Source organism: Enterococcus sp. 10F3_DIV0382, from assembly GCF_002140245.1.
GTDB classification, from domain to species: domain Bacteria; phylum Bacillota; class Bacilli; order Lactobacillales; family Enterococcaceae; genus Enterococcus_B; species Enterococcus_B lactis.
In genome coordinates, this window is record NZ_NGMF01000001.1 from 377,932 (window position 1) to 402,004 (window position 24,073).

Annotated in this window: 24 protein-coding genes and 1 pseudogene; 21 read left to right on the forward strand and 4 right to left on the reverse strand. The window is 37.4% G+C overall.

All coding sequences use genetic code 11. The features are described from left to right. Window positions 1–187 precede the first annotated feature (187 nt). The 3 genes from A5849_RS01900 (at window position 188) to A5849_RS01910 (ending at window position 2,098) form a co-directional block, all read left to right on the forward strand. A complete protein-coding gene (locus A5849_RS01900; RefSeq protein WP_086309920.1) occupies window positions 188–769 on the forward strand; it encodes a GNAT family N-acetyltransferase in 582 nt (193 codons plus the stop codon). 63 nt (window positions 770–832) lie between these two features. Then, window positions 833–1,189 (forward strand): iron-sulfur cluster biosynthesis family protein, encoded by a 357-nt coding sequence (locus A5849_RS01905; protein ID WP_002287910.1) that lies wholly within the window; start codon window positions 833–835, stop codon window positions 1,187–1,189. Window positions 1,190–1,198: 9 nt separating this feature from the next. Then, the gene (locus A5849_RS01910; RefSeq protein WP_002313946.1) at window positions 1,199–2,098 is read left to right on the forward strand and encodes a metallophosphoesterase; all 900 of its coding nucleotides are present in this window, start codon (window positions 1,199–1,201) and stop codon (window positions 2,096–2,098) included. Between the two features lie 147 nt (window positions 2,099–2,245). On the opposite strand, the gene A5849_RS01915 is transcribed toward A5849_RS01910, so the two are convergent. After that, entirely contained in the window at window positions 2,246–3,031 is a 786-nt protein-coding gene (locus A5849_RS01915; protein ID WP_002329750.1) for a DeoR/GlpR family DNA-binding transcription regulator, read from the reverse strand. A 174-nt stretch (window positions 3,032–3,205) separates the two neighbouring features. On the opposite strand from A5849_RS01915, the gene A5849_RS01920 reads away from it, so the two are divergent. The 11 genes from A5849_RS01920 (at window position 3,206) to A5849_RS01970 (ending at window position 15,898) form a co-directional block, all read left to right on the forward strand. After that, window positions 3,206–3,517: a PTS lactose/cellobiose transporter subunit IIA gene (locus A5849_RS01920; protein ID WP_002309816.1), complete on the forward strand. Its 312-nt coding sequence runs from the start codon at window positions 3,206–3,208 to the stop codon at window positions 3,515–3,517. Between the two features lie 15 nt (window positions 3,518–3,532). Further along, window positions 3,533–5,194 (forward strand): PTS transporter subunit EIIC, encoded by a 1,662-nt coding sequence (locus A5849_RS01925; RefSeq protein WP_002345488.1) that lies wholly within the window; start codon window positions 3,533–3,535, stop codon window positions 5,192–5,194. Between the two features lie 11 nt (window positions 5,195–5,205). Beyond that, complete coding sequence (lacG, locus tag A5849_RS01930; protein ID WP_086309921.1) at window positions 5,206–6,609, forward strand: 6-phospho-beta-galactosidase; 1,404 nt, start codon at window positions 5,206–5,208, stop codon at window positions 6,607–6,609. A 17-nt stretch (window positions 6,610–6,626) separates the two neighbouring features. Beyond that, a complete protein-coding gene (lacA, locus tag A5849_RS01935) occupies window positions 6,627–7,055 on the forward strand; it encodes a galactose-6-phosphate isomerase subunit LacA (RefSeq protein ID WP_002312375.1) in 429 nt (142 codons plus the stop codon). Window positions 7,056–7,068: 13 nt separating this feature from the next. Further along, window positions 7,069–7,599 (forward strand): galactose-6-phosphate isomerase subunit LacB, encoded by a 531-nt coding sequence (gene lacB / locus A5849_RS01940; protein ID WP_002329748.1) that lies wholly within the window; start codon window positions 7,069–7,071, stop codon window positions 7,597–7,599. Then, the gene (gene lacC / locus A5849_RS01945; RefSeq protein WP_002309811.1) at window positions 7,596–8,522 is read left to right on the forward strand and encodes a tagatose-6-phosphate kinase; all 927 of its coding nucleotides are present in this window, start codon (window positions 7,596–7,598) and stop codon (window positions 8,520–8,522) included. Before lacB ends, lacC begins: the two co-directional genes overlap by 4 nt. Before the next feature lie 12 nt (window positions 8,523–8,534). Next, a complete protein-coding gene (gene lacD / locus A5849_RS01950) occupies window positions 8,535–9,512 on the forward strand; it encodes a tagatose-bisphosphate aldolase (protein WP_002309810.1) in 978 nt (325 codons plus the stop codon). 536 nt (window positions 9,513–10,048) lie between these two features. Beyond that, a complete protein-coding gene (locus A5849_RS01955; protein WP_002320687.1) occupies window positions 10,049–10,777 on the forward strand; it encodes a WxL domain-containing protein in 729 nt (242 codons plus the stop codon). A 146-nt stretch (window positions 10,778–10,923) separates the two neighbouring features. Beyond that, on the forward strand, window positions 10,924–12,951 hold the full coding sequence (locus A5849_RS01960; protein WP_086309922.1) for a MucBP domain-containing protein: 2,028 nt from the start codon (window positions 10,924–10,926) through the stop codon (window positions 12,949–12,951). A 120-nt stretch (window positions 12,952–13,071) separates the two neighbouring features. Further along, window positions 13,072–14,169, forward strand: coding sequence for a DUF916 and DUF3324 domain-containing protein (locus A5849_RS01965; protein WP_029680886.1), 1,098 nt, complete (start codon window positions 13,072–13,074; stop codon window positions 14,167–14,169). 430 nt (window positions 14,170–14,599) lie between these two features. Further along, complete coding sequence (locus A5849_RS01970; protein WP_256924052.1) at window positions 14,600–15,898, forward strand: helix-turn-helix domain-containing protein; 1,299 nt, start codon at window positions 14,600–14,602, stop codon at window positions 15,896–15,898. A gap of 92 nt (window positions 15,899–15,990) precedes the next feature. Here A5849_RS01970 and A5849_RS01975 read toward each other — a convergent pair whose 3' ends face one another. Beyond that, window positions 15,991–16,725: an MIP/aquaporin family protein gene (locus tag A5849_RS01975; RefSeq protein ID WP_002290500.1), complete on the reverse strand. Its 735-nt coding sequence runs from the start codon at window positions 16,723–16,725 to the stop codon at window positions 15,991–15,993. Between the two features lie 325 nt (window positions 16,726–17,050). On the opposite strand from A5849_RS01975, the gene A5849_RS01980 reads away from it, so the two are divergent. From A5849_RS01980 to A5849_RS02005, 6 genes and pseudogenes are all read left to right on the forward strand, one after another. Beyond that, entirely contained in the window at window positions 17,051–17,461 is a 411-nt protein-coding gene (locus tag A5849_RS01980) for a CidA/LrgA family protein (protein WP_002309804.1), read from the forward strand. Continuing rightward, a complete protein-coding gene (locus A5849_RS01985; RefSeq protein WP_002309803.1) occupies window positions 17,454–18,155 on the forward strand; it encodes an LrgB family protein in 702 nt (233 codons plus the stop codon). The genes A5849_RS01980 and A5849_RS01985 overlap by 8 nt, the downstream gene beginning before the upstream one ends. After that, window positions 18,155–19,735: pseudogene (locus A5849_RS01990) on the forward strand (helix-turn-helix domain-containing protein). The gene A5849_RS01985 and the pseudogene A5849_RS01990 overlap by 1 nt, the downstream one beginning before the upstream one ends. A gap of 19 nt (window positions 19,736–19,754) precedes the next feature. Beyond that, on the forward strand, window positions 19,755–19,976 hold the full coding sequence (locus A5849_RS01995) for a DUF2829 domain-containing protein (RefSeq protein ID WP_002290506.1): 222 nt from the start codon (window positions 19,755–19,757) through the stop codon (window positions 19,974–19,976). Then, complete coding sequence (locus tag A5849_RS02000; RefSeq protein WP_002309801.1) at window positions 19,973–20,734, forward strand: 3-oxoacyl-ACP reductase; 762 nt, start codon at window positions 19,973–19,975, stop codon at window positions 20,732–20,734. Before A5849_RS01995 ends, A5849_RS02000 begins: the two co-directional genes overlap by 4 nt. 333 nt (window positions 20,735–21,067) lie before the next feature. Next, window positions 21,068–21,577 carry a QueT transporter family protein gene (locus A5849_RS02005; protein WP_002309800.1) on the forward strand — a complete coding sequence of 170 codons (510 nt, stop codon included), beginning with the start codon at window positions 21,068–21,070 and terminating at the stop codon, window positions 21,575–21,577. Window positions 21,578–21,651: 74 nt separating this feature from the next. Here A5849_RS02005 and A5849_RS02010 read toward each other — a convergent pair whose 3' ends face one another. Both A5849_RS02010 and rpsD read right to left on the reverse strand, forming a co-directional pair. Beyond that, the gene (locus A5849_RS02010) at window positions 21,652–22,191 is read right to left on the reverse strand and encodes a biotin transporter BioY (RefSeq protein ID WP_002309798.1); all 540 of its coding nucleotides are present in this window, start codon (window positions 22,189–22,191) and stop codon (window positions 21,652–21,654) included. 138 nt (window positions 22,192–22,329) lie between these two features. Next, window positions 22,330–22,941, reverse strand: coding sequence for a 30S ribosomal protein S4 (gene rpsD / locus A5849_RS02015; RefSeq protein WP_002345482.1), 612 nt, complete (start codon window positions 22,939–22,941; stop codon window positions 22,330–22,332). A 261-nt stretch (window positions 22,942–23,202) separates the two neighbouring features. On the opposite strand from rpsD, the gene A5849_RS02020 reads away from it, so the two are divergent. Next, window positions 23,203–24,054: a formate/nitrite transporter family protein gene (locus A5849_RS02020; protein WP_172868007.1), complete on the forward strand. Its 852-nt coding sequence runs from the start codon at window positions 23,203–23,205 to the stop codon at window positions 24,052–24,054. The last annotated feature ends 19 nt before the right edge of the window (window positions 24,055–24,073 follow it).

Here is a 24,073-nt window from a genome sequence, read left to right on the forward strand (position 1 = left end):
TTACCGAAGAGTTGCTAATAATCCGTGAACAAAAAGTTATTCTTTTTCCAATAGTTATTAAGGGATGTTTATTTTTTAGAATATATTTTGTTATTTAAGGAATGGATAAGGTTGGACAAATAACAGGTTGCTTTTTGGGGCCTGCTTCGCTATAGTAGAGAAAAAATAACGAAAGAAGCGGATTTAGATGGGAGAAGAAATTAAAACAGACCTTGTACTGGCAGAAAATCAATGGATAGAAACAGAACGACTTATTTTACGACCCGTCACTTTAGCAGATACAGAGGATGTATATGAATATGCAAGTGATGAGGTAACGACACGGATCCTCTTTCCCGCAAACCAATCATTAGCTGAAACAAGAGCAAATATTGCTACATCCTTTATAAAGGACCCTTTAGGAAAATATGGTATAGAACTAAAAAAATCAGGTAAACTGATCGGAACGACAGATATCCGTGTGAATGACCATAACGGGACTGCCGAAATTGGTTATGCGCTAAATTCTGCCTATTGGGGTAATGGCTATATGCCTGAAGCTACCGCTGCTTTGCTGAAACTAGGTTTCGAACAATTAGATCTTGTAAGGATCTTTTCTACCCATGACGTGAGAAATTCCAATTCGGGACGGGTAATGGAGAAGTTACATATGAAAAAAGAAGGATTGATCTCAGATGCTGAGCGAAGAAATGGTGAAGTGGTTTCTTTAGTGATAAGAGGAATCACAAGATCCGAATGGTTGGCTCTCCAACAAACAGAAAACAGCTAAAACCAGACAAATTAGTTGCATCTGATGAATAAAGTGATTATTCTATGACGTGAGGTGATACAGATGAAATTAGAAGTGACAAAAGAAGCACAAGAAGTATTGAAAAATAAATTAGAAGCAGATGATCAACTGTTATTAGATATCGAAAACGGCGACGGTCCATTTGCAGAAAGCCAAGTCAGTTGCCAATTAGACACGGCATTTCGATTGATCATTGTCAAAAAAGATACACAAACAGATCTAAGTCTTTATTCTGTAGTGGCTGATACACCAGTTGGACCAATCAAAATCAAAGACAGTGCAATACTTTACATGGATGATCCATCAACACTTGCTTTAGAACCAACTTATAATAGTTTACAATTAAAAGGACCCAGCGGCTTGAGAAAAGGCAACTTGCAAGTTGTTCGAAAAGACTAGAGGGATAAAATGGGAAAATTGGCGATCATCAGCGACTTACATGTGGACATCAATAAATTCGGCGAATCAGAGCTGAGGCAGCTTTGGCAAGTTTTGCAAAAGCACAAGATCACTCGGCTTCATCTAGCCGGAGATACGGCCAATAAAGTAGATCGTTGCCTAGCTGTTGTCGAATTTTTCGTCAATAAAGGATTATCTACGACCTTTCATTTCGGCAATCACGAGTTGGCAGATGTGCCCAATGAACAGATGATGGACCATTTTCCAGACCCACATTTTTTAAATGAACGGTATATTGCTTTAAATGAGCAGACCGTTCTTTTAGGGATGAATGGCTGGTACGACTATCAGTTTTCTGAATTGAAAGATTACGATGCAATCGTACGAATGAAACGTTTGTATTGGTATGATCGATTCATCCAGCGTGGGAAAACAGATCTCGAGGTCAATGCAGAAATGCTTGCAGCTGCAAAAAATTTGCTAGACCAGTTGGAAGCAAAAAAACTTGAGGTCATTCTATCCACTCATTTCGTTCCTAAACGAGCATTTATCGTGTATCAATCTGCTCCTTATGAGCGTTGGAACAAATTAAATGCGTTTTTAGGATCAGAATCATTCGGAAAATTACTAGACCATTACTCAAATATCAAACAAGTAGTTTTTGGTCATACGCATCGGCGGTTCGAAGATCAGTTGATCCATGGAGCAATTTATAGTTGTCGACCATTCGGTTATTATTATGAATGGCAACTGACTCGTGATTTTGTTTTGAAAGAACAGTTGTTAGACAGCTATGATCCTATGAAATTACGTGTACTCTTGCGTGCCCATCACCCAGCTTTTCATGCCTATCAAACACAACATTTGCAAGAAGAATTTGAACAAGCGATGACGATCATTTCGTATTGAAAGAAACAGTTACACCTGTGTATGATTGATCGATAAACCATTCTAGAAAAACAAAAAAACTTGGTACACGAATGTTGTACCAAGTTTTTTTGTTTTTCTATATCTATGGCATCATGAGAGAAAGCAATAGTGGAAAACTCATTCTATTCAAGATAAATCAAGTCGTACCTTAGAAGATAATATAGGGATCTTCTTTCCAAATATTTCTTGATCTTCCGCAGTAATCATTGAGTCAGTGATTAGGTAGTCAGCGTCTTTTAAAGAATAAAAACTGTAAAAATCTTTTTTATTTATTTTGTGGTGATCAGCAACAATAAATCTCTGTTCAGCAATATTCAACGCACATTTTTGAGTTAATCCTTCGTCTTCATTTGAAGTATAGATAGCAGATGTATCTAATCCATTTACTCCGATAAAGCTTTTCATCACATGGATTCCTGAAATAAAATCATTTGCAATCGTCCCCACAAATGCACCAGTTTTACTCCGATAAGAACCGCCAATCAAAATCAATTCAAATCTTGAATCATGTTTGAATTTGTCGAATACATGTATGGAATTCGTGATAATCTTGGCATGGTTCACGGTTAAAAACTCATAGACCAGTTCGATGGTTGTACCTGCACCCAAAAAAACAGTCTCGTCTTCGAATATATTCTCAGCAATGATCTTTGCAATCTCCAATTTTTCATTGAGATGGATATGTTGTTTTTCTCGATGGCTTAGCTCAGTAAGTATATCGTTCTTATTGTCTTCAATAATTCTTGCACCGCCATGTACACGAATGATCAGTCCTTTATCTTCTAATTCTTGAAAGTCTCTGCGAACAGTCATGTCAGTTATTTTAAGTTCATTGACGATGTCTCTTACTTTTAAGAATTTATATTGGCTCAATAAATCCATCAAATACTTTTGACGTTCTTCTTTTATCATTTTTTTCTTGCCCCTCGTTCAAGTCCTTCTTTTATGTCCGAATTAAACATATTATATTTTGAAAATAAAGTCAATTTTAAACAGTAAATCTGCTATTGACAGGAATGGATTCTTCTTTTATGATGTGTTTGGAAGAAACAAAAACAAACAAAAATAAACAAAAAGGAGAAGTCGATGAATAAAGAAGAAGCAGCAATGATTGGATTTGAAGTAGTTGCATTTGCAGGAGAAGCACGATCCAAATTAATGGAAGCGCTTGAAGAAGCAGAAAAGAAAAATTTTGAGCAAGCAGAGCGGCTAGTAGAAGAAGCTCATACCAGTTTGATGCAGGCACATAAATCTCAAACACAAATGTTAGCAGCTGAAGCAAACGGTGAATCAGTCGAAATCGGTTTTATCATGGTCCATGCACAAGATCACTTGATGACGACGATGTTATTGAAAGATACGATCAGACATTTATTCAATATCTACAAAAAAGCGTAAGGGGGCAGAAGCAGTATGAAACAGCTGATACAAACAATCGAAAAGATGAAACCTCATTTTGAAAAGATTTCGAATAATCCTTACTTGAGAGCGATTAGAGATGGCTTTATCAGCCTTATACCAGTGATTCTTTTTTCAAGTTTCTTTTTGTTAGCTGCTTATGTTCCAAATGCTTTCGGTTTCCATTGGGATACATCAATCGAAACGATTCTAATGAAGGCTTACAACGGATCAATGGGTATTCTAGGTTTGCTTATGGCAGCTACTGTGACAAAAAGTTTGACGGAGACTTTTAATAATAAACTACCTAAAACCAATCAAATCAATCCTACTTCAACGATAATCGCAGCATTTATTGGATTTGTGATTATTGGCGTGGATGCGATTGAAGGCGGTTTCTCTTCTGATTTTATGGGAACAAAAGGATTGTTGACAGCTTTTGTAGTCGGATTTATTGTCCCAAACATCTATCGTTTCTGTGTCAAAAACAATATCACTGTAAAAATGCCTGAAGAAGTTCCAGGGAATATTTCGCAGACATTCAAAGATCTTATCCCAATCACGTTAGCAACTGTTTTTTTTTGGTTATTCGACTTAGGGTTCAGGCATTTAGCAGGAACAGGATTCTCAGAAAAGATTATTGAATTGTTCCAGCCAATTTTTAGTGCTGCAGATGGATATTTAGGACTGGCATTGATTTTTGGGGCAATGGCTTTTTTCTGGTTTGTCGGTATCCACGGACCTTCTATCGTAGAACCTGCAGTTGCGGCAATCTATATTACAAATGTTGAAGCGAATCTTCAGCTCTATCAAAGTGGTGAACATGCACCACGGATTCTTTCTCAAGGGATCCAATATTTTGTCGCTACTTTAGGTGGTACAGGGGCTACGCTTATCCTAACATTCATGTTTGCTTTTTTGGCAAAGTCGAAGCAAATGAAAACGATTGGTCGTGCTTCTGCTATCCCTGTGTTATTTGGTGTGAATGAACCGATCCTGTTTGGTGCACCAGTTGTTTTGAACCCGATTTTCTTTATTCCTTTTGTGACTGCGCCAATCTTAAATGTGTGGATTTTTAAGTTTTTCGTTGATACTTTAGGGATGGATGGATTTATTTATAATTTGCCATGGACAACGCCTGGACCAATTGGTTTGATTTTAGGAACAGGATTTGCTGGATTAGCAGTTTTATTAGTCATACTATTACTGATCGTTGATTTTTTAATATATTTTCCATTTTTCAAAGCATATGACAATGAATTAGTGGCAAAAGAAACCCTTGAGGAAGTAAAGGCTGAACCGATTTTTACAGAAGAACCTCCTATAGCTGAACAAGTGACTACAGGGTTAATGGAAGAAGGTGGTCAAAAAAATGTATTGGTTCTATGTGCAAATGGTGCAACAAGTTCTATGTTGGCTAATGCAATCAAAAAAGGTGCTAAAGCTCGAGCTATCGATATTGAATCTACAGCAATGGCTTATGGGCAACACAAAGATTTAATCAATGAATTTGATTTGATCGTTTTAGCTCCACAAATGGCTTCAATGTTTAAAGAATTGGAAGAAGATGTAAAAAATTACAAAACAAAAGCTGTTTCTACTAGTGGAGCGGAGTATGTGGCTTTAGCGAAAGCGCCGAATCAAGCAGTAGATTTTGTTTTTAAGAATTTAATTTAAGGAGGTAAAGAATGAATAAGTTTCCGGAACATTTTGTTTTTGGTGCTGCGACAGCTGCTTTTCAAGCAGAAGGTGCACTATTAGAAGGAAATCGAGGGAAGAATTATTGGGATGATTATTTAAAAGAGCAAGGTATGTTTGATCCAAGTCTAGCAAGTGATTTTTATCATAAATACCCAGAAGATCTAGAATTATGCCGTACATTCGGTATCAATGGTCTTCGTATTTCTATTGCTTGGTCACGGATATTTCCTTCAGGTGTCGGAAAATTTGATCCATCCGGTGTCCAGTTTTATCACAAATTGATTGATGAATGTATAGCTAATGGAGTGGAAACCTTTGTTACCTTGCATCACTTTGACACCCCTTTATCTTTGTTCGAAAAGGGCGATTGGCTTTCTCAAAAAACGATTATTGCTTATGTTGATTTTGCGGAGTTTTGTTTCAAAGAATATGGGAACAAAGTAAATTATTGGGTCACGTTCAATGAGCCTTGGTCTGTAGAAGCTGGTCAATACATTATTGGTCATTTTCCACCGAATATAAAATACGATCTTCCAAAAGCAATCCAAGCTATGCATAACATGATGGTTGCTCATGCAAAAGTAGTTGAAAAGTATAAAAAGGCGGAGTACCTAGGAGAAATCGGTATTGTCCACATCTTGGAATCAAAATATGGTATCACTAATCATCTTGAAGATACACGTTCTGCAAGAAAAGAACATATTTTAGCAAATCAATTTTTATTAGATGCTACTTATAGGGGACATTACGCTGAAGATACTTTGGAGAACATTGAAGAAATTCTTCGCGAAAATAAAGGAGTGTTGAAGACTACACGTGAAGAATTTGAGATGTTAGCTTATGCAGCTGATCAAATTGATTTTATTGGAGTCAATTATTATGCTAGCCATTTCGTAAAAGCTTATATTGGTGAATCTACTATCCATCACAACGGTACGGGAGAAAAAGGAAGTAGTCGTTTTGCATTGAAAGGGGTTGGAGAAAGAGTCAATAACCCTGAAGTTCCAACAACAGACTGGGATTGGCCAATTTATCCGCAAGGGCTAGAGGATATGTTGGTCTTTATCAAGGAACGGTATCCAAACTATAAAAAAATCTATGTAACAGAAAATGGAATGGGCGAAAAAGATGTGTTATGTGACAAGCAAGTGCAAGATGATTCTCGAATCGCTTATATTTTCGTACATTTGAAAGCCATTTTAAAAGCTATTGAGCGCGGGGTAAATGTAGAAGGTTACTTTGTATGGTCATTGATGGACGTGTTTTCATGGACAAATGGCTATAAGAAACGCTATGGTTTATTTTATGTCGATTTTAAAAATCAAAATCGATATGCGAAAAAAAGTGCCTATTGGTATAAGAAAATCAGCAACAGCAAATTGCTTGAATAAGGAAGAGAGGTAAGAAGATGCGTATAGTAATCGGTTCGGATAAAGATGGAATGCAACTGAAAGAAGTGATCAAGAAAGATCTAATCGAAAAAGGATTTATGATAGCAGATAAAAGTGAGACACCTTCTGAAGATTTTGTAGCATCTGCTTTAGCCGTCGCGAATGATCTAATGAATAATGAAGGAAGTTTAGGTATTACAGTAGACGGTTACGGAGTAGGAAGCTTCATCTCAGCAACAAAAGTCAAAGGGATGATTGCAGCAGTAGTTTCAGACGAACGTAGCGCTTATATGACTAGAGAGCACAATAATTCTCGCATGATTGCTCTTGGGTCGAAGATCGTAGGAGAAGAGTTAGCGTTATCAATCGTAAAGGAATTTTTACAAGCAACTTACGCAGGTGGTAGACATCAAGTTCGTGTAGATATGTTGAATAAAATGGCATAAAAAAGGAGAAAGTATGAAAATCGCAATTGGTTGTGACCACATCGTCACAGATACTAAAATGGCTCTATCAGATTTTTTGAAAGCAAAAGGACATGAAGTATTAGACATAGGAACCTATGATTTCACACGGACTCATTATCCTATTTATGGAAAAAAAGTAGGAGAAGCAGTAGTGATGGGAAAAGCAGATCTAGGGGTCTGTTTATGTGGGACCGGGGTAGGAATCAATAATGCAGTAAACAAAGTTCCAGGTATTCGGAGCGCATTAGTGCGTGATATGACAACAGCTATCTATGCAAAAGAACAATTGGATGCAAATGTGATCGGGTTTGGCGCTCGGATTACTGGAGAATTTTTGATTTGTGATATTCTTGATGCTTTCATTCAGGCAAAATATCAAGAAACGGATGAGAACCAGCAACTGATTGCTAAAATCAAACAAATCGAAAAAGCTAATGAGTATCAAATTGATCCGAATTTTTTTGATGAATTTATCGAAAAATGGAATCGCGATGAATACCAAGATTGTGAGGCTAATCAATGATTCTAACGATTACGATGAATCCTTCAATCGATGTTTCTTATCCATTAACAGAATTTAGTTTAGATGCAGTCAATCGTGTGAAAAATGTGAAAAAAACAGTCGGTGGGAAAGGATTGAATGTCACACGCATTTTGAAACAATTAGATGCAGAAGTGATGGCGAGTGGATTAATTGGTGGGGTTTTAGGGGAAGAAATCAAAGAGAGGTTAACACAAGATAATATCCTTCATGAATTTTTGTCCATCAAAAGCGAAACACGAAATTGCATCGCTATTTTACATGAAGGTCAGCAGACGGAAATCTTAGAAAGTGGACCAATTGTTTCTACACAAGAGGCTTCTGACTTTCTCAATCATTTAGGAAAATTGGCAGTAAAAGCTGATGTTATTTGTTTTTCTGGTAGTTTGCCTCAAGGACTTCCGATAGATTTTTACCAGCAAATGATACAAGTCTGCAGACCCAAGCCGGTCATGTTAGATTGTTCTGGCGAAGCATTGATGACAGTACTTAAAGGAGAGTCTAAACCGTATTTGATTAAGCCAAACATACAAGAACTAGCGGAGTTATTAGATCAGCCTATCACTACAGATGTGAAGCAACTGAAAGTAGCTTTATCGGATCCGTTATTTGCTGGTATTGACTGGGTTGTAGTCTCGATGGGTAGAAAAGGTGCATTTGCTAAACATTCGAATCGATTCTATCATGTGATGATTCCTTCAATCAAAGCCGTAAACCCTGTAGGTTCTGGTGATGCAATGTTAGCTGGTTTAGCGGTTGCTATTGAAAAAGAAAAATCAGTTGATGTGGTGCTGAAGCAAGGAAATGCTCTGGGAATACTAAATGCACAAGAAGAAACCACGGGTTATATTGAGTTAGTAAATTATCATACATTAATTAAGCAGATACAAATAAAAGAAGTCTAGGAGGATATCAATTTGAATGAAGAAAAACGACGATTTATCAATCGCTTATGTAGTAGCGAGGGGATAATTGGTGCTTTAGCAATCGACCAACGTGGTGCATTGAAGAAAATGATTGCTCAATTCAAGGGAAGTGAAGCAGAAGACACAGAGATTGTAGAATTTAAGAAAATCGTTGCCTCTGAATTAACGGAATATGCATCATCTATTTTATTAGATCCAGACTACGGGCTACCTGCTGCTGATGTAAAGAACGAAAATTCAGGATTATTGTTAGCTTATGAGAAAACCGGCTATGATACCTCCACTCCTGGACGCCTCCCAGATTTGTTAGCTTCTTGGTCAGTCAAGCGCTTGAAAGAAGCTGGTGCGGATGCATGTAAAACCCTGCTATATTATGATATTGATGAATCTGAAGAAATCAATCATCAAAAGCACGCCTTTATTGAACGAATTGGTTTGGAGTGCCAAGCAGAGAAGTTACCATTCTTTCTAGAATTGCTGTCTTATGATGCAACCATTCCTGATTCAACATCGAAAAAATATGCACGCGAAAAACCCCATAAAGTGATTGAAATGATGAAAGAATTCTCTAAAACACGTTACGGGGTGGATGCACTAAAAGTAGAAGTGCCAGTCAATATGAAATATGTCGAAGGGTATGGGATAGATGAAGCTATTTATACAAAATCAGAAGCAGCAGCTTTTTTCAAAGAACAAGCTGAATCTACTCCTCTGCCTTACGTTTTTTTGAGTGCTGGTGTAACCTCTGGATTGTTCCAAGAAACCTTACATTTTGCAAAACATGCCGGTTCTACTTTCAACGGTGTTCTTTGTGGTCGTGCCACTTGGGCTGATGGAATCAAACATTATGTCCTTGATGGAAAAGAGGCAGCAATTGAATGGATGAATACACAAGGACGAGCAAATATCGAAAGCTTAAATACCGTATTGAAGGAAACCGCGACACCTATTGATTTTAATAGGTTCTAATATTTTTTTTGTTATTATTACGGGAGTGATGGAATATCATCAACGACAAAGAAAATCCCTGTTAATTATAAGGATAAGTAAGAGCAGTAGATCCATTTATTGTGGATATGCTGCTTTTTTGCTGTGAAGAATAGTCAGCGAATGTTTATTTGATCGATCGATTCATAACATAGGGAGTACTAGATGCAAGCGTTTATTCTTTTTTTATCTGATACTGTCAAAAAATAATATAATATGTATTTTTTATTTACTTATAATAACTATTGATTGCAGTCTTGACAGTCAAGTCATATTTGATGGATGGGGGTGTGAGATGTACAAATGATTTTAAAGACTATGACAGCTACAGTTCTAATTTTAATTGCATCAAGCGGCAATAGAAAAATAAGAATCAAAACGGACTGATAATCATCTAACAACTAATCGACATATATGAGCAGATACGGAACGATATTCTTCTCTCTCATAAGTTCCGTAAAGCAAACATGTGCTATGGATCGATTGTATATTTATTAAAAAAAGAAAGAGGAATGGCAATGATGAAAAAAGAAACTATATTAGTGGCAACGATGTTATTCAGTATGGCAGTAAGTACGACTTTCGTCTCTGCAGCTGAAGTATACCCAAAGGAATATAACACAGACGGAACAATCACATTTGAAGCAGGAGATGAGGGAATAACTCCTCCAGTTGATCCGGAAGATCCTGATCCCAACGTCCCTGTCGATCCAGTAGACCCTCCAAGTCCTGGAACAGGAGGAGCATTATCGATTGACTATGGATCAAAATTCAAATTTGGGACTCAAAAAATATCTACTGCAGATAAAACGTATTATGCATCTGCTGATGAAATGACTGATGGTTCTAAAAAACCGACATATGTCCAAGTGACAGATAAAAGAGGAACACTATCTGGGTGGAAATTAAGTGTAGCCCAACCAGAACAATTTAAAACTGCCAGTGGGGACGAACTAGTTGGAGCACAGCTGAAGTTTACGAAAGGGCAAGCTGTTTCTTTGGTTGATCCAACATATACACCTGAAACGGTCAATTCTGAATTAACGCTGACACCAGGAGGAAATAATACGTTAGCAATCAATGCTAAATCAGGAACAGGTGTGGGGACTTGGGTCTATCGATTTGGTGCGAATGAAAATGAAAATAAAGATGCGGTACAGCTTTCGGTACCTGGTACATCTGTCAAGTTAGCGCAACAATATTCTACTAAATTAATTTGGACATTAGAAGATACACCCAATAACTAGTTTACTTACAAGAACAGTTGAAAATAAGCATGCAGTCAAACGGTTTTGTGAAGACAATCTAAACAAAGGTTGGTAAAGGCCAAGCTATATTAGTTTGGACAGGAACAGTTCATCTGGGAATTCAACAATCAGGAGGAAAAGATATAGTGAAAAAGAGAAGGATCGTGCTCATTTTAAGCAGTCTATTAGCGACTAATATCTTTCCGATTATAGGGTATTCTTTGGAATCGAATCAGTTGGTCAGTGATAATAGAAGAGTCGAAGAAAGCAAAGAGACTTCGACACTCGATCGTTTAACAGAATCCAGCCAGATCCAAGAAAGCAGTGAGAATTCAAGTACTACTGACAGTAAAGAGACCACTGACAAAGAAGAATCTGAAGAGTTAATCAAACAGCCATTGGAGAATGTCCCGACTTATCGAGTGGGGCTGCCTGATGATCCCAATATTATTTCTATTGATAAGATTTTTCAACAACCTATCGGTACCAGCACGTCCATATTGGAAAACGGGAAGCTATTGCAACTGAATCCAGCAGAGAGGTCTCAAAGAGGAGCTATTTGGTCAAACAATAAAATCGATTTACGCTCAGATTTTACATTTAAATGTTATTTATATTTAGGAAATCAACGAGATAAAGCAGGAGATGGTATGACTTTTACATTGACTGGTGATTCTAGAATGGCTAATGATCCCAGTCAAGTTATCGGTTCCCCAGGTATGGGAATTGGTTCTTATTCGACTCGATCAGGACAGCCTTATGTCGCAAATGCACTCTCGATTGAGTTCGACACATATAAAAATAGTGGTTCTTCTGATCGAATGGATCGTGAAATAACTGCCGATAATAAGGGACATGGGCATGTCGCCTTTGTCACTCCTAAACCAAATAACAACAATTATTCCGGAGAGCATACTGGCGTAACAGTAGCACCTACCTTTCTCTCTGATGGTACATGGCGTACATTAATCATTCAATGGGACGCGTCTCAAAGAAGTCTCACCTATGATCTGGAAGGTGTCGGACGCTCTTCTCACATTGTACCTGATCTCATCAGTCAATTCGGTTCTACACAAGTAAATTGGGGATTTACTTCTTCAACAGGTACATTTTTTCAAGAAAACGCTATTGCTATGACGCAACTTCCATCTAATGTGTCATCAACAGCTGATGTAAAAGTCAATGATAGTGATTATGGGGCCATCGCTGAAGTTGAAAGAAACGATAAGATAACTATCAGAAATACATTGAAAGTTACTGGGAATTTTCTTGAAGATAAGAAATTGGAGACTAGTATAGACCTAGCACAAGAATTAAATATTCCTGAGCGTATCTTGATCAACGGAAATCAAGTTGATACCAAAGATATCCTGATAACAGGAAACCGAGTCACACTCAATCTAGGAGATTATTTTGTTCTTGGAGATACATTGATTATTGAGTTGGAAACAGATTTGCGAGAAGCCATTCCCGAAAAGGTACTCACTATGCACTTTGAATATCTTGAGGATGCAAAGTTAATTGAGCAGTCAAATGATATAAATCTGACGATTGCGAAGCTGAAGGAAATAGATGTCCATGTTTACTATAAAGAGAAAGAGAGTCAAAATGATCTCGCAGAAATGAAAACAATCACTGGAAAAATCGGAGAGAATTATAAAGAATTTCCTATTGATATTGAGGGATATGTTTTTGACTCTGATTCAGCGAATACAGAAGGTGTCTTTTCCGAAAATACAGTGGATATCTATTTTTATTACAGAAAAGGAAAGCTTTATCTTTCAGCGGCTCCTCAGTATGTTGATTTTGGGCAACACAAAATATCCAATAAACCATTAAGTGTATTTGGGCAGTTCTCAGGTGGATTGAAAATCATGGATGAACGGGCTTCTGGAGGTTGGACATTACAACTGAAACAAGAAAAAGTTCTTACAAATGGAACGTTTGAACTCCCGGAAGCTCTTTCGTTTGTTACTTCTGAAGAGACAACGGTTATAGGGTCATCTGCTGTTACGATTTTTGAAAGTGACCAAAAAGGCGAAAGTGATTTGTCTGCTATTTTAGATTCTACATCTCAACATGGAATCAGAATAGATATTCCTGTAGAAAATCAAAGGATTGGAACATTTGAGGGGAAACTATCCTGGATTCTTGCAGATGTTCCAGAAAATTAATAAAAAGAGAAGATGAGGACAAAAGCATGGTGCACCAAGGACAACAGGAACCATAAATACTTATTTCCTGCACAGCTTAAAATGGCAGAGACACGCTTTTGTTCCCATCTTTTCTTACATATGATGAAAGGAGCGATTTACTTGAAACCAAAACAGCAATTATTTGTAACACTCCTAGTTATTATAGGGACACTTTTTAACCATTTACCAGTGACAGCTAGTGCATTCAATTTTTCGGTGACGCCAATAACTTCGGAGAATCAAATCGATAAAAGAAAAACTTATTTCGATCTCCAACTTGTTCCAGATCAGGAAGTAGAATTAAAAGCAGAATTGAGAAATGATACGGAAAAAGAAGTGAAAATCGACATTTCTGTGAATAGCGCAACGACTAATTCAAACGTGATGGTTGAATATGGAAAAAATGAGATTGAAAAAGACGAAAGTCTAATCTTTGATCTGATCGACTATGTGAGTTATCCAGAGACAGTGACACTGGAACCTAAAAGCGTTCAAACCGTGGTTTTTCATGCTAAGATGCCAAAAGATCGATTCGATGGTGTATTGGCCGGTGGGATCACATTCAAAGAAATTGTGACGGAAAAGGATCAAACAGAAAACAAGGATCAAAGCTTATCGATTGAGAATGAATACGCCTATACTGTTGCCTTGTTAATGCGACAGACACTGAATGAAGTTGCTCCTAACTTAGTTCTCCATGAAGTTAAACCTGATCAAATCAATGCAAGAAATGTCATTTTAGCAAACGTTCAAAATGATCAAAAAACCTATATCAATCAGGTAGTTATTGAAACAAAAATTACAAAAAAAGGGCATTCTGAAGTTTTATATCAGGAGGAAAAAGAAGGATTGCAGATTGCGCCGAATACAAACTTTTCTTTTCCAACAGCTTTGAATGGTCAGCCACTAACTCCAGGCGAATATCATCTCACAATGACCATTCTAGGAAATGAAAATGAAAACGGAAAATTCTCAAGAAAAAAAGAAAATACCATCATCAACTATACCGACCAATGGATATTTGAAAAAGCGTTTATGATAGACGAGAAAGAAGCCAAGGAATTGAATACGAAGGATGTGACGATTAAAAAGGCCAATAATTGGATCTACATCTTAGAAGCGCTGATTTTCTTGTTGTTCGTTTTAATACTTATCCTTTGGTTTATTTTGAGAAAGAAAGAAGAGAAAGAAAAGTAAGATCAAAATAATAAATATTTTCCTTATTGCGTGATATTTACGTTCTTTTTCGATAGTATAAAACGCTTTTGTATTAGCGTAGATGCCTATAAGTAAATGATATAATCATTATAATAGGTCTAACAGCAAGAATGGTCAATAAACGGATCCTCCAGTTTGTGTAGCGTACAGTTGGGACGATGTAGGAAATACGAATAAGAAGGGATAGTAGCAGTGAAGGAATGGAAACAGCAATATACGTAGAAAGAGCTGATCGCTAATGAATTATGAGTTTTTTTTAAGCAAGGAAGATTATAGAAGTTATTCATTACTTAAATATTTAGAAGCAAGCTCAAATTTATCAGAATCAATCTCGGATATTCAAGAGAAACTATCGTTATCGACATTTCTCTTGAAAAAAACTATCGATAAGCTAAAACATGATTTACAAATGTTCGATTTAGAGAAAAACTTTCGTCTAACTGTTAGTGAATTGGTGATATGTTTGGAAATCAATGGTAAAAGTTCTAGTAATGCCCTATTATCTCGCTATATAACAGATTCTTTATCCATGAAAATGGTATTGGCTTTCTTTCAGGAAAAATATATCTCAATAGAAAATTTTGCTGAACAGCATCATGTGAGTTATTCTGTGGCTTATAAAGTATTGCAAGGGCTGAAAAGAAATCTAAAAAAGTATCAAATTTTTTTTGAGAAGAGAAAGTTGACAGGAAATCCTAAAAACATCCGCCTTTTTTTATATAATCTTTTTAACTCAACAGAAATAAGTGTTGAAAAGTTGTATGCGTTACCTATAATTATAAAAACAGAAAAAATGGTAAAAAATTTAAATCGGTATTATCCTCTTTCCGCTTATGAAAAAAAGAAATTATTCCACTTTTTAGCAATCAATCTATTGTCTGAACAAGAAGATTCTTTAGATATTGCCAACAATCAGCCGCTGTTTTTCTCAGATATAGGATTTTTCTATCTAAAAGGAGTACTGGAGACAGAATCAGTTGTTTTTATCTGTAAGACACTCTCGTGGCTTTATCTCCATGATAAGTTAGATCAAAAGTATTTGAGGAAAAAAGAAGATGAAACAATCGAATGGTTGAATGAGCGGATCATTGAAAGTTTTGAAAAACGGTTCAAACGGTTACCGAAAGAAACGAGAAAATCGATCCAAAATGAGTTAACCAAAATACATTTTAAACTTTTGCATTATACCCTTAATAAATCGGATGAATTTCCACTAGATATTTCTTTTTTTAATCAAAACTATCCTACATTTTATTGCTATCTGTTAGAGTATATGAATGATCTAATGTCAAAACACAAAGAGTTGCTTCAAGATAAATTTTTTCTTTTTTTCAGTTATTTATTGTTATTGATCAATCACATACCCGTTCAACTGGTTTCTGAGCCAGTAAAAATCATTATCGATTTTTCTTATGGTGCTGCCTATAATCGATTTATCAAGAAAAATTTAAGTTTGTATATTAATCTGAATACGGAAGTGATAGAGGCTGGAAAGTCTGATTTTCCGGATGTTATAATCACGAATAGAAACAATTTATATGAAGAAAGTGTGTCCCAAGTAGTGGTTTGGCTTGATCCGCCAAGAGCAGTAGACTGGGGGAACCTTACAAAGATTTTGTTGACTATCCAAGAAGAGAAATACAAAGACAGCAAAATTGACAAGCAAATAGACGATTTTCCTGAAGAAATCATCGACAGGATCGAATAGTGAATTTCTTTTAGAAAGTCCGTCTGCTTTTTCTAAAAATAAAAAAACTTGGTACGCAATCGCTGTACCAAGTTTTTTTATTTAGCTTTTAATTAAGCCATAAATAATAATTTATATAAGAATACTGCTACGACACCAGCACAGATAGGTGCAACAACGGGTACCCATGCATATCCCCATTGAGAAGAACCTTTATGTTTCAATGGAAGTAGTGCGTGTACAAGACGTGGTGCAAAGTCACGAGCTGGGTTCAGGCCAGGACCTGTAGGACCACCAAGTGAAGCAACTAATGTCCATACAAGGAAACCAAGTGCTAAGTGAGCTGTACCAAGGTTATCTTGGAAGAATGGTGCTTTTGTAATACCTAAAGCTCCAAAGAATAAAACGAATGAACCAAAGAATTCATTGACGAAACCATTGAATTTAGAACCAACACTGTTGATTGTTGAGAATGTACCTAACACATGGTTTACATCTTCTGTTTGGTCGTAGTAAGGTTTGTAACAAGCCACTACGATCAATTGTCCGATCGCTGCACCAATCAATTGTGCAATGATATAAGGAACAACTTCAGCCCAAGGGAACAATCCGTTAGACGCTAAGGCGATCGTAAATGCTGGGTTGATGTGGTTACCGCTGATTCCGCCAAAGATCATTGCCGGCATCATAACCCCAAATCCATATCCGACAGCAATCAGCATCCAGTCGCTGCCATATCCTTTTGTACCTTTTAAATCTACGTTTGCTACAGCACCGTTACCTAGCACGATTAGTAATGCTGTACCAATCATTTCCGCCGCAAGACGGGTCATTAGTGAGTAATCCATAAATACCTCCAAATGTTATAAAAATGCAAAAAAAAAGAAACATCAACACGAAAAGCCTCGGTGCAGTGTTTCGTGTCGGAAGGATTTCTGCAGTCTTAACAAATGTGAATAAAAAAATGATTTCCATTACGTATAAGAAACCAGACCAACAGCAAAACTCCAACTCTTTTTAAAAGTTCTCCACAAATCACCAAGCTTAACTATAAATATACCAAAAAAAAAACGTTTTTTTTCTCAAAAATTGTATCTTAGAAACAGCATGTTTTGAAACTTTCAGAAAAGGTTTGTTAGTAAAATGAAAGCTATACGTAAGGAGTGTTGTTTGATGAAATTTTTTCAAGAGTTTTTCATTATTATTTTCTTTTCTGTATTAGGAGAAGGTATCCGAATTTTTGCTCATTTACCTATTCCTGGGAGTATCTTAGGTATTCTTTTTTTATTTTTAGCATTTGAAATGCATCTTGTTGATCCTGAAAAAATCGGAGCAACTGGTGATTTTTTATTGAATAATCTAGCTATTTTATTTGTTCCAGCTGGTGTAGGTTTATTGGAATATTTCGATGATATCGCTTCGATATGGCCTATTTTACTGGGGGCAGTCGTCGTGTGTTCCATCGTCACGATGGTCGCAGCGGGAAAAACGGCAGAAGGGGTAGAAGCTTTGCTAGGCTATGTCCGTAAGAAAAAAGCAAGCAGGATATCTGTAAACGAAATGGAGGAGAATCAAATTGACTGAGTTTTTTGTGAATCCATTATTTGGCTTAAGTTTGACTTTAGGAGTGTACGTATTATCTGACAAATTTTTGCGGAAATATAAACTGCCTGTTTTGAATCCTCTCGTATTATCGATTGTTGTTATTATCTTATTTTTGCATTTTTCTGGCATCAGCTATAAAGAGTATAATATCGGCGGCAATTTTTTGACTATGCTGATTACTCCTGCGACAGTGGCACTTGCCATCCCGCTTTATAAAAACTTCCGTTTGCTGAAAGAAAATTTTTATCCTGTAATGGCTGCGATTTTAGCAGGAATAGTCGCAAATTGCTTGGTTAGTGTAGGGATCGGTTATTTTTTCTCTCTTCATAAAGAGATGGTCATCTCATTACTACCGAAATCTGTAACGACGGCTATTTCTGTCGATTTGTCTCATACGATGGGCGGGGTGAATGCCGTGACTCTTGCAATTGTTGTCTCTACAGGTATTTTTGGCTCGCTGATCGCTACTCATATTTTCCGCTTATTCAAGATTGAAAGTCCCGTTGCTCGCGGTGTGGCGTTAGGAAGTACTTCTCATGCTATCGGTACAGCAAAAGCAATCGAGATTGGCGAAGTAGAAGGGATCATTTCAGGGCTTGCGATATGCGTAAATGGGATATTGACCGTTTTGTTGCTACCGTTATTCTTTCAGCCTTTTGCTGGCTTGTTTTGATGCGAAAACCACTATTTTATGCTACAATAACCAAAACGTTCTAGCATAAAAAAGGAGGGAAAGACGTGTATTTGTCTTCCGAGTATCTTAAACAATTTGATAAAGATCTATATTATAAGATTCTCCTCCTAGAAAGTTTTGAGGATCAAGCTTGGCATACTGCTGCACAATTAGCGCAAGTTGTTCAGCTGGATGCCCGCAGTGTGTCGAAATACCTAAACGAGCTGTCTAAAAACTATCAGCAGTTTAGCGGTAAGACGCACCCTTTGTTTACAAAAAATCACCGTTCTGGTTATAACTTTTATGATGCGCTCGATTCGATTGAACATGAGCGTTTTTTGATCTATCTCGTGCAAAGTACGCTGAAATTCCAGCTGCTGCACGACATTTTTTTTGAAGAATTCCACACGATGTACCAATTTGCGCAAAAGCATTACATTAGTGAATCCACTGCTCATCGAAAAATCAATGAATGGAAACAGCAACTGCAAACTTATGGCATTCGTCTGCAACGAGGTACATATATCGCGCAAGGCGAAGAAGAAATCATTCGACTTTACTTGCATATGACATTCTGGCAGTTGTTTCGAGGGAAAATCTGGCCGTTTGAAACGATTTCTCAAATGGACGTAAAGAATATGGCAGAACATATCATGGCTTTTTTCAACGTTCGTTTGAATGAAATCAAAAAAAGACGTTTGGAATACATGCTAGGTGCCTTTTTTTTAAGAAAATCACAGAAGCATTATGTGGTATTGAATGAGAAAAAAAGACGGCTGATCGCAGACAATCTGTTGTTCCAGCGATTCTGTCAAGTTATGGAGCCGGTATTTCCTAATTATTTTCAAGTAGAAGACGAATTAGGCGCATTATTTCTTGTTCTGATGACGCGTGAAGAATATTATAGTGATCCTAAGATACGGAAGAAAATTTTTGATTTCCATCAACAAGCAGAAACACCGCCTTTTGCAGCTCTTTCTGAAGCAAAAGCAGCTCTTTCTCTTTATCAAGAAGAGCAGGAGCTACCAGCGGAAGATCTGACCTTTGAGGCAGAAAACTATTTGTTCAGTAGTCATTTTTTCGCCTATCTTTTTCCTAACGCAAAAGAAACGATTGATGGAAACAGTAGTGACTTCATTAATCATTTAGTCATTGAAAACAAGGAATTAAAACAATGGTTAGTACGCTTTTTTGAAAGCAGACACAAACAGCCTAATCATCTGGCGTTTAAAAATCATGCGTTTTTGATGGGACGGTATCTGACTGTGTTTAAAACATTAGGAGCCTTTACTCCACAGCTTCCAAAGATCACGATCCTCTTGATGACAGATTTTCCATTATTTGAAGAGCAACTGTTAGAGGAGGGGTTACGGACGTTTTTCCGTAATGATTATCAGCTGATTTTTCTACCAACGGATTATCGGGGAAGAGAAGTAGATCTTCTGATTTCAACAAGTAAAGTTCATCGAAAACCGTGGGCGGATCTTGACTATTTTATTGTGACCGAAGAATTAAAATTGATAGATTACATTCAGCTATCTCAAAAATTTGAAATGATTCAAAAACAATCAAAACAATAACAAAAAAAGGAGAATAAAGATGACATTTGAAGAAATTTTACCAGAATTGAAAAAAGGTGCAAAGATTATTCGTAAAGGATGGAGTGGATTTGAGCTTTATGTTGTTCTCGTATCCGATGATGAATTTGATGGCTGTCCGGTGACGCCTTACTTATTGATCAAAACAAGTGATGAAGGTTTTTCTAGCTTTGCTCCTACAGTTTGCGATATTTTAGCAGATGATTGGGCGATCGTAGAATGAAAAACCGTTATCCAGATTTAGCCAAACAGGTCGTATTTATTACAGGAGCTGCTTCTGGTATTGGTGCCGCGCAAGCCCAAGCTTTTCTGGAACAAGATGCCTTTGTTTTTGGATTAGATCAAAAATTTGGAAAAATGGAAGAACTTTCTTTTCGATTTCCTGAAACTTTTGCCTACGCACTAGGGGATGTCCGACAGAGGAAGGAACTCCAACAAGCGGCATCGAAATGCCAGAATCATTTTGGTGAAGTTACGATTTTATTGAATACTGCGGGGGTACTAGATGCATACAAATCCTTGATGGAAACTGACGAATCGCTGTGGGATCTGATTTATGAAACGAATGTGAAAAGCATGTATCATCTAACAAACATCATCCTTCCTGATATGATCCGCCGAAAAAGCGGAACAATCATCAACATGGCTTCGATTGCGGGTTTGGTTGCTGGCGGAGGTGGGATTGCTTATACAAGTGCGAAACATGCAATCGTCGGTTTTACCAAACAACTCGCTCTGGATTACGCAGAGCAGGGGATCCGAGTAAAAGGAATTGCTCCAGGAGCCATCCAAACACCGATGAATGCGGCTGATTTTGAAGGGAAAGGTGAGATGGCAGAGTGGGTGGCAAATGAAACACCAGTCAAGCGATGGGCACAGCCGGAAGAAGTAGCGGAGCTGACATTATTTCTTGCCTCTCCTCAAGCAAGCTATATACAAGGAACGATTATTCCAATCGATGGTGGCTGGTTGCTAAAATAACCTTGTGTTTTTTTCAAGCTTCTGTATGATAAGAAATAAAGAGAGAACCAAATGGTTGATGATAAAAGAAAGTCGATGATTGTTCCCGGCATTTGATGTCAGACAGCTTTTTCACAACCTTCTAATATAAACAGTGTTCAAAAGCTTGCAACTGCGGTAATAAGTCCAACCAAATGGAAAATAGGAGGAGCTATTTTTATTTGACTGTTCTTATTACTTGTTGCAGGGCAGCTTTTTCACAACCTTCTGCGGCACTTCAGTTGGAATTTTCTTCCCATCCTTTGGTCGCAGTCATTACCAAGATAAAATTATCTTGCAAAGGAGAAATAGAACATGGAAAAAAATAATACCCGTTCAGCCAAACGCTGGACAACGACAGATGTGACTTGGATGGCGCTAGTCACTGGTTTATATGTGGCAGTGACGCTGGTTTTGTCTGTTTTTAGCTTTGGAGTGATTCAGATTCGTCTCTCGGAGATGTTCAACTATCTGTCCTTGTATAACAAAAGATACATCGTTGCGGTAACAGCAGGAGTAGCTTTGGCTAATATTGCTTCTCCTCTTGGACTGATAGATGTTGTAGTAGGAAGCGTCAGCACGCTGATTGTATTGCTTATCAACTATAAAATCACTAGTCGCATCAAAAACATGAAAATCAAAATGGCTGTGACAGCATGCGTATTCGCTTTTTCCATGTTTACAGTAGCTGGTCAGCTAACGATTTTATATCAACTACCTTTTTTCTTGAATTGGTGGGTGATTGCTTTAGGAGAATTGGCATCAATGATTGTCGGTGGGATAATTATTTATTGGATCAGTAAAAAAGTAGATTTGACAAAATAAAGATCTGTTTAAATTAAAATATGGCAGCGTGGAAGAGACCGGATGTTGAGTCTTCTTCCATGCTGCTTTTTTGTTCAATTCGTTCGAAGAAATCGATTTAGCCGTTTCTTCAACAAGACACCGATATAGGCTGCTCCAGTTGCTTTGATTGCTTCCGGCAGTAAAAAAGGCAGCAGCCCACTGGCAAATGCAGTTGTAAAAGTAAGGTCGCCACTTATCTTCAGCCAGATCGTCCCACAGACTAATGCGGCAAGAGAACCCATTAGATTGGCAAAGATTGCGTACAAGTAATGAGCGTCTGTTTTTTCGATCATCCAGCCAGTTAGCCATGTTTGAAAGAGAAATCCAATCAAATATCCGCCAGTTGGACCAAATAAAACAGCTATGCCGCCAGTCATCCCTGAAAATACAGGAAGACCGATCAAACCCAGTAAAAGATAAACCGTAACAGATATCAATCCCAGTTTTCTTCCGAGAAAAGTGGCTGTCAGTCCAATAGCAAATGTTTGCCCTGTCAAAGGAACCAAACCAAAAGGAATGGTCATCTGAGAAAGGACAGAAATAATCGCGGCAAATTCCGCAGCAAGTATCAATTCTTTCAATGTTCGGTTCATAATACCCTCTTTTCGTTAACTTAATATTTTTTCTTGGTTAACGAAATTGTAAAACAAAGTGATTGCTTTGTAAATAGAAAATAAAAAAAAGACCAGCTATCCAATAGATAGCGGCCTTTTTCAAGAAAGCTTTTGAAATTATAAGCTTTGGTTGTAGTATTCAACGACAAGAGCTTCGTCGATTTCTGGATATAGTTCGTCACGTTCTGGTAAACGAGTTAATGAACCTTCCAATTTTTCAGCGTCAAAGCTTACGAATGCTGGACGTCCAACAGTTGCTTCTACAGCTTCTTTTACTGTTACGATGTTTTGTGATTTTTCACGAACTGAGATCACTTGACCCACTTCTACGTGGTATGAAGGGATATCAACGCGTTTGCCATCAACTAAAATGTGACCATGGTTAACTAATTGACGTGCTTGACGACGAGTCGTTGCAAGTCCTAAACGGTAAACAACATTGTCTAAACGTTGTTCTAGTAAGACCATGAAGTTAACACCGTGTTTACCTTCTTTGATTTTGCTAGCTTTTACGAACAAGTTACGGAATTGACGTTCGTTCATTCCGTACATGTGACGAAGTTTTTGTTTTTCAGTTAATTGCATGCCGTATTCTGATTGTTTGCCACGGCTGTTAGGTCCGTGTTGACCTGGTGCGTAAGGGCGACGTGCTAATTCTTTTCCTGTGCCTGACAATGAGATGCCTAAGCGACGAGAAATTTTCCATGATGGTCCTGTATAACGAGACATTAAAATTTCCTCCAATGAATATAAGTTTTTGGAGTAAAATAATCCGTTGAAAAATTCATAATCATATAGTTTGTTCTTCAATCTTCACCTTTGCAGCCGCGGTTACACAATCGAACCCGAGACGGGGCAACAAACTAGGGATGAGTTATTATTTTTCTGCTGCATTATTTTACACAAACTACAGTATATGATAGATCATCCATGAATGTCAAGATAATTAGTATGTAAAAACGCTTTACAAACCTAGGCTCTCTTTATAAAATGAGAAGGTATGTGCAAATGGAAAAAAGTGAAGGAAGTTTAAGGAGAAAATCAATGAATCCGGTATCACCATTATTTGAGAAAATCGATGCTTCAATTGAAAAGAAGGCGAACCTTTTTGAAAACAGCTTTTCACGTTACGCTGTTCGAGCGGTTCTTGCCTGTTTGTTTTTGACTTTAGGAACGGCTGTGGCATTTGCAATTGCGATGAAGGGGGAAGATATCGCGCACGGTCTAGGAAAGATTTTATACGCATTTATGTTCAGCTGGGGGCTGGTCATGATTCTATACATGAACGCCGAATTAGGAACATCGAATATGCTTTATATGACCGTGGGTGTTTTTCGGCAGAGACTTGCTTTAAGTAAGGCAGCCAAGATTCTATTTGCTTGTATTTTTTTCAATATGATTGGCGGTATGTTATGTGAATTTCTTATTTCTATGACTACGCCATTTCAAGATTTAACGTTGGACAACTTTATGTTAGAATCAATAGCAGTAAAACTAGCAAAACCTGCAACAACGATTTTGGTGGAAGGGATGTTTGCGAATATCGTTGTCAATACCGCTGTACTGATTAGCATGCGGATGAAAGAAGATGCTGGGAAAGTAATCACGGTCGTATTCATTATTTTCATTTTTGCTTTTTTAGGATATGAACACGTGATAGCGAATTTTCCTGCCTTTACGCTTGCTTACTTTGCTTCTCATGGTCAGATGGATGGAATGACAGCCAGTAATGTGTTACATAATTTGTTTTTTGCTTTGGCAGGGAATTATATTGGTGGCGGTTTAGTGATGGGACTGGGTTATGCTTGGCTGAATCAATCAAAATCATCCTATGTGGACTAAAAAGTCGTTCATTAAGGGA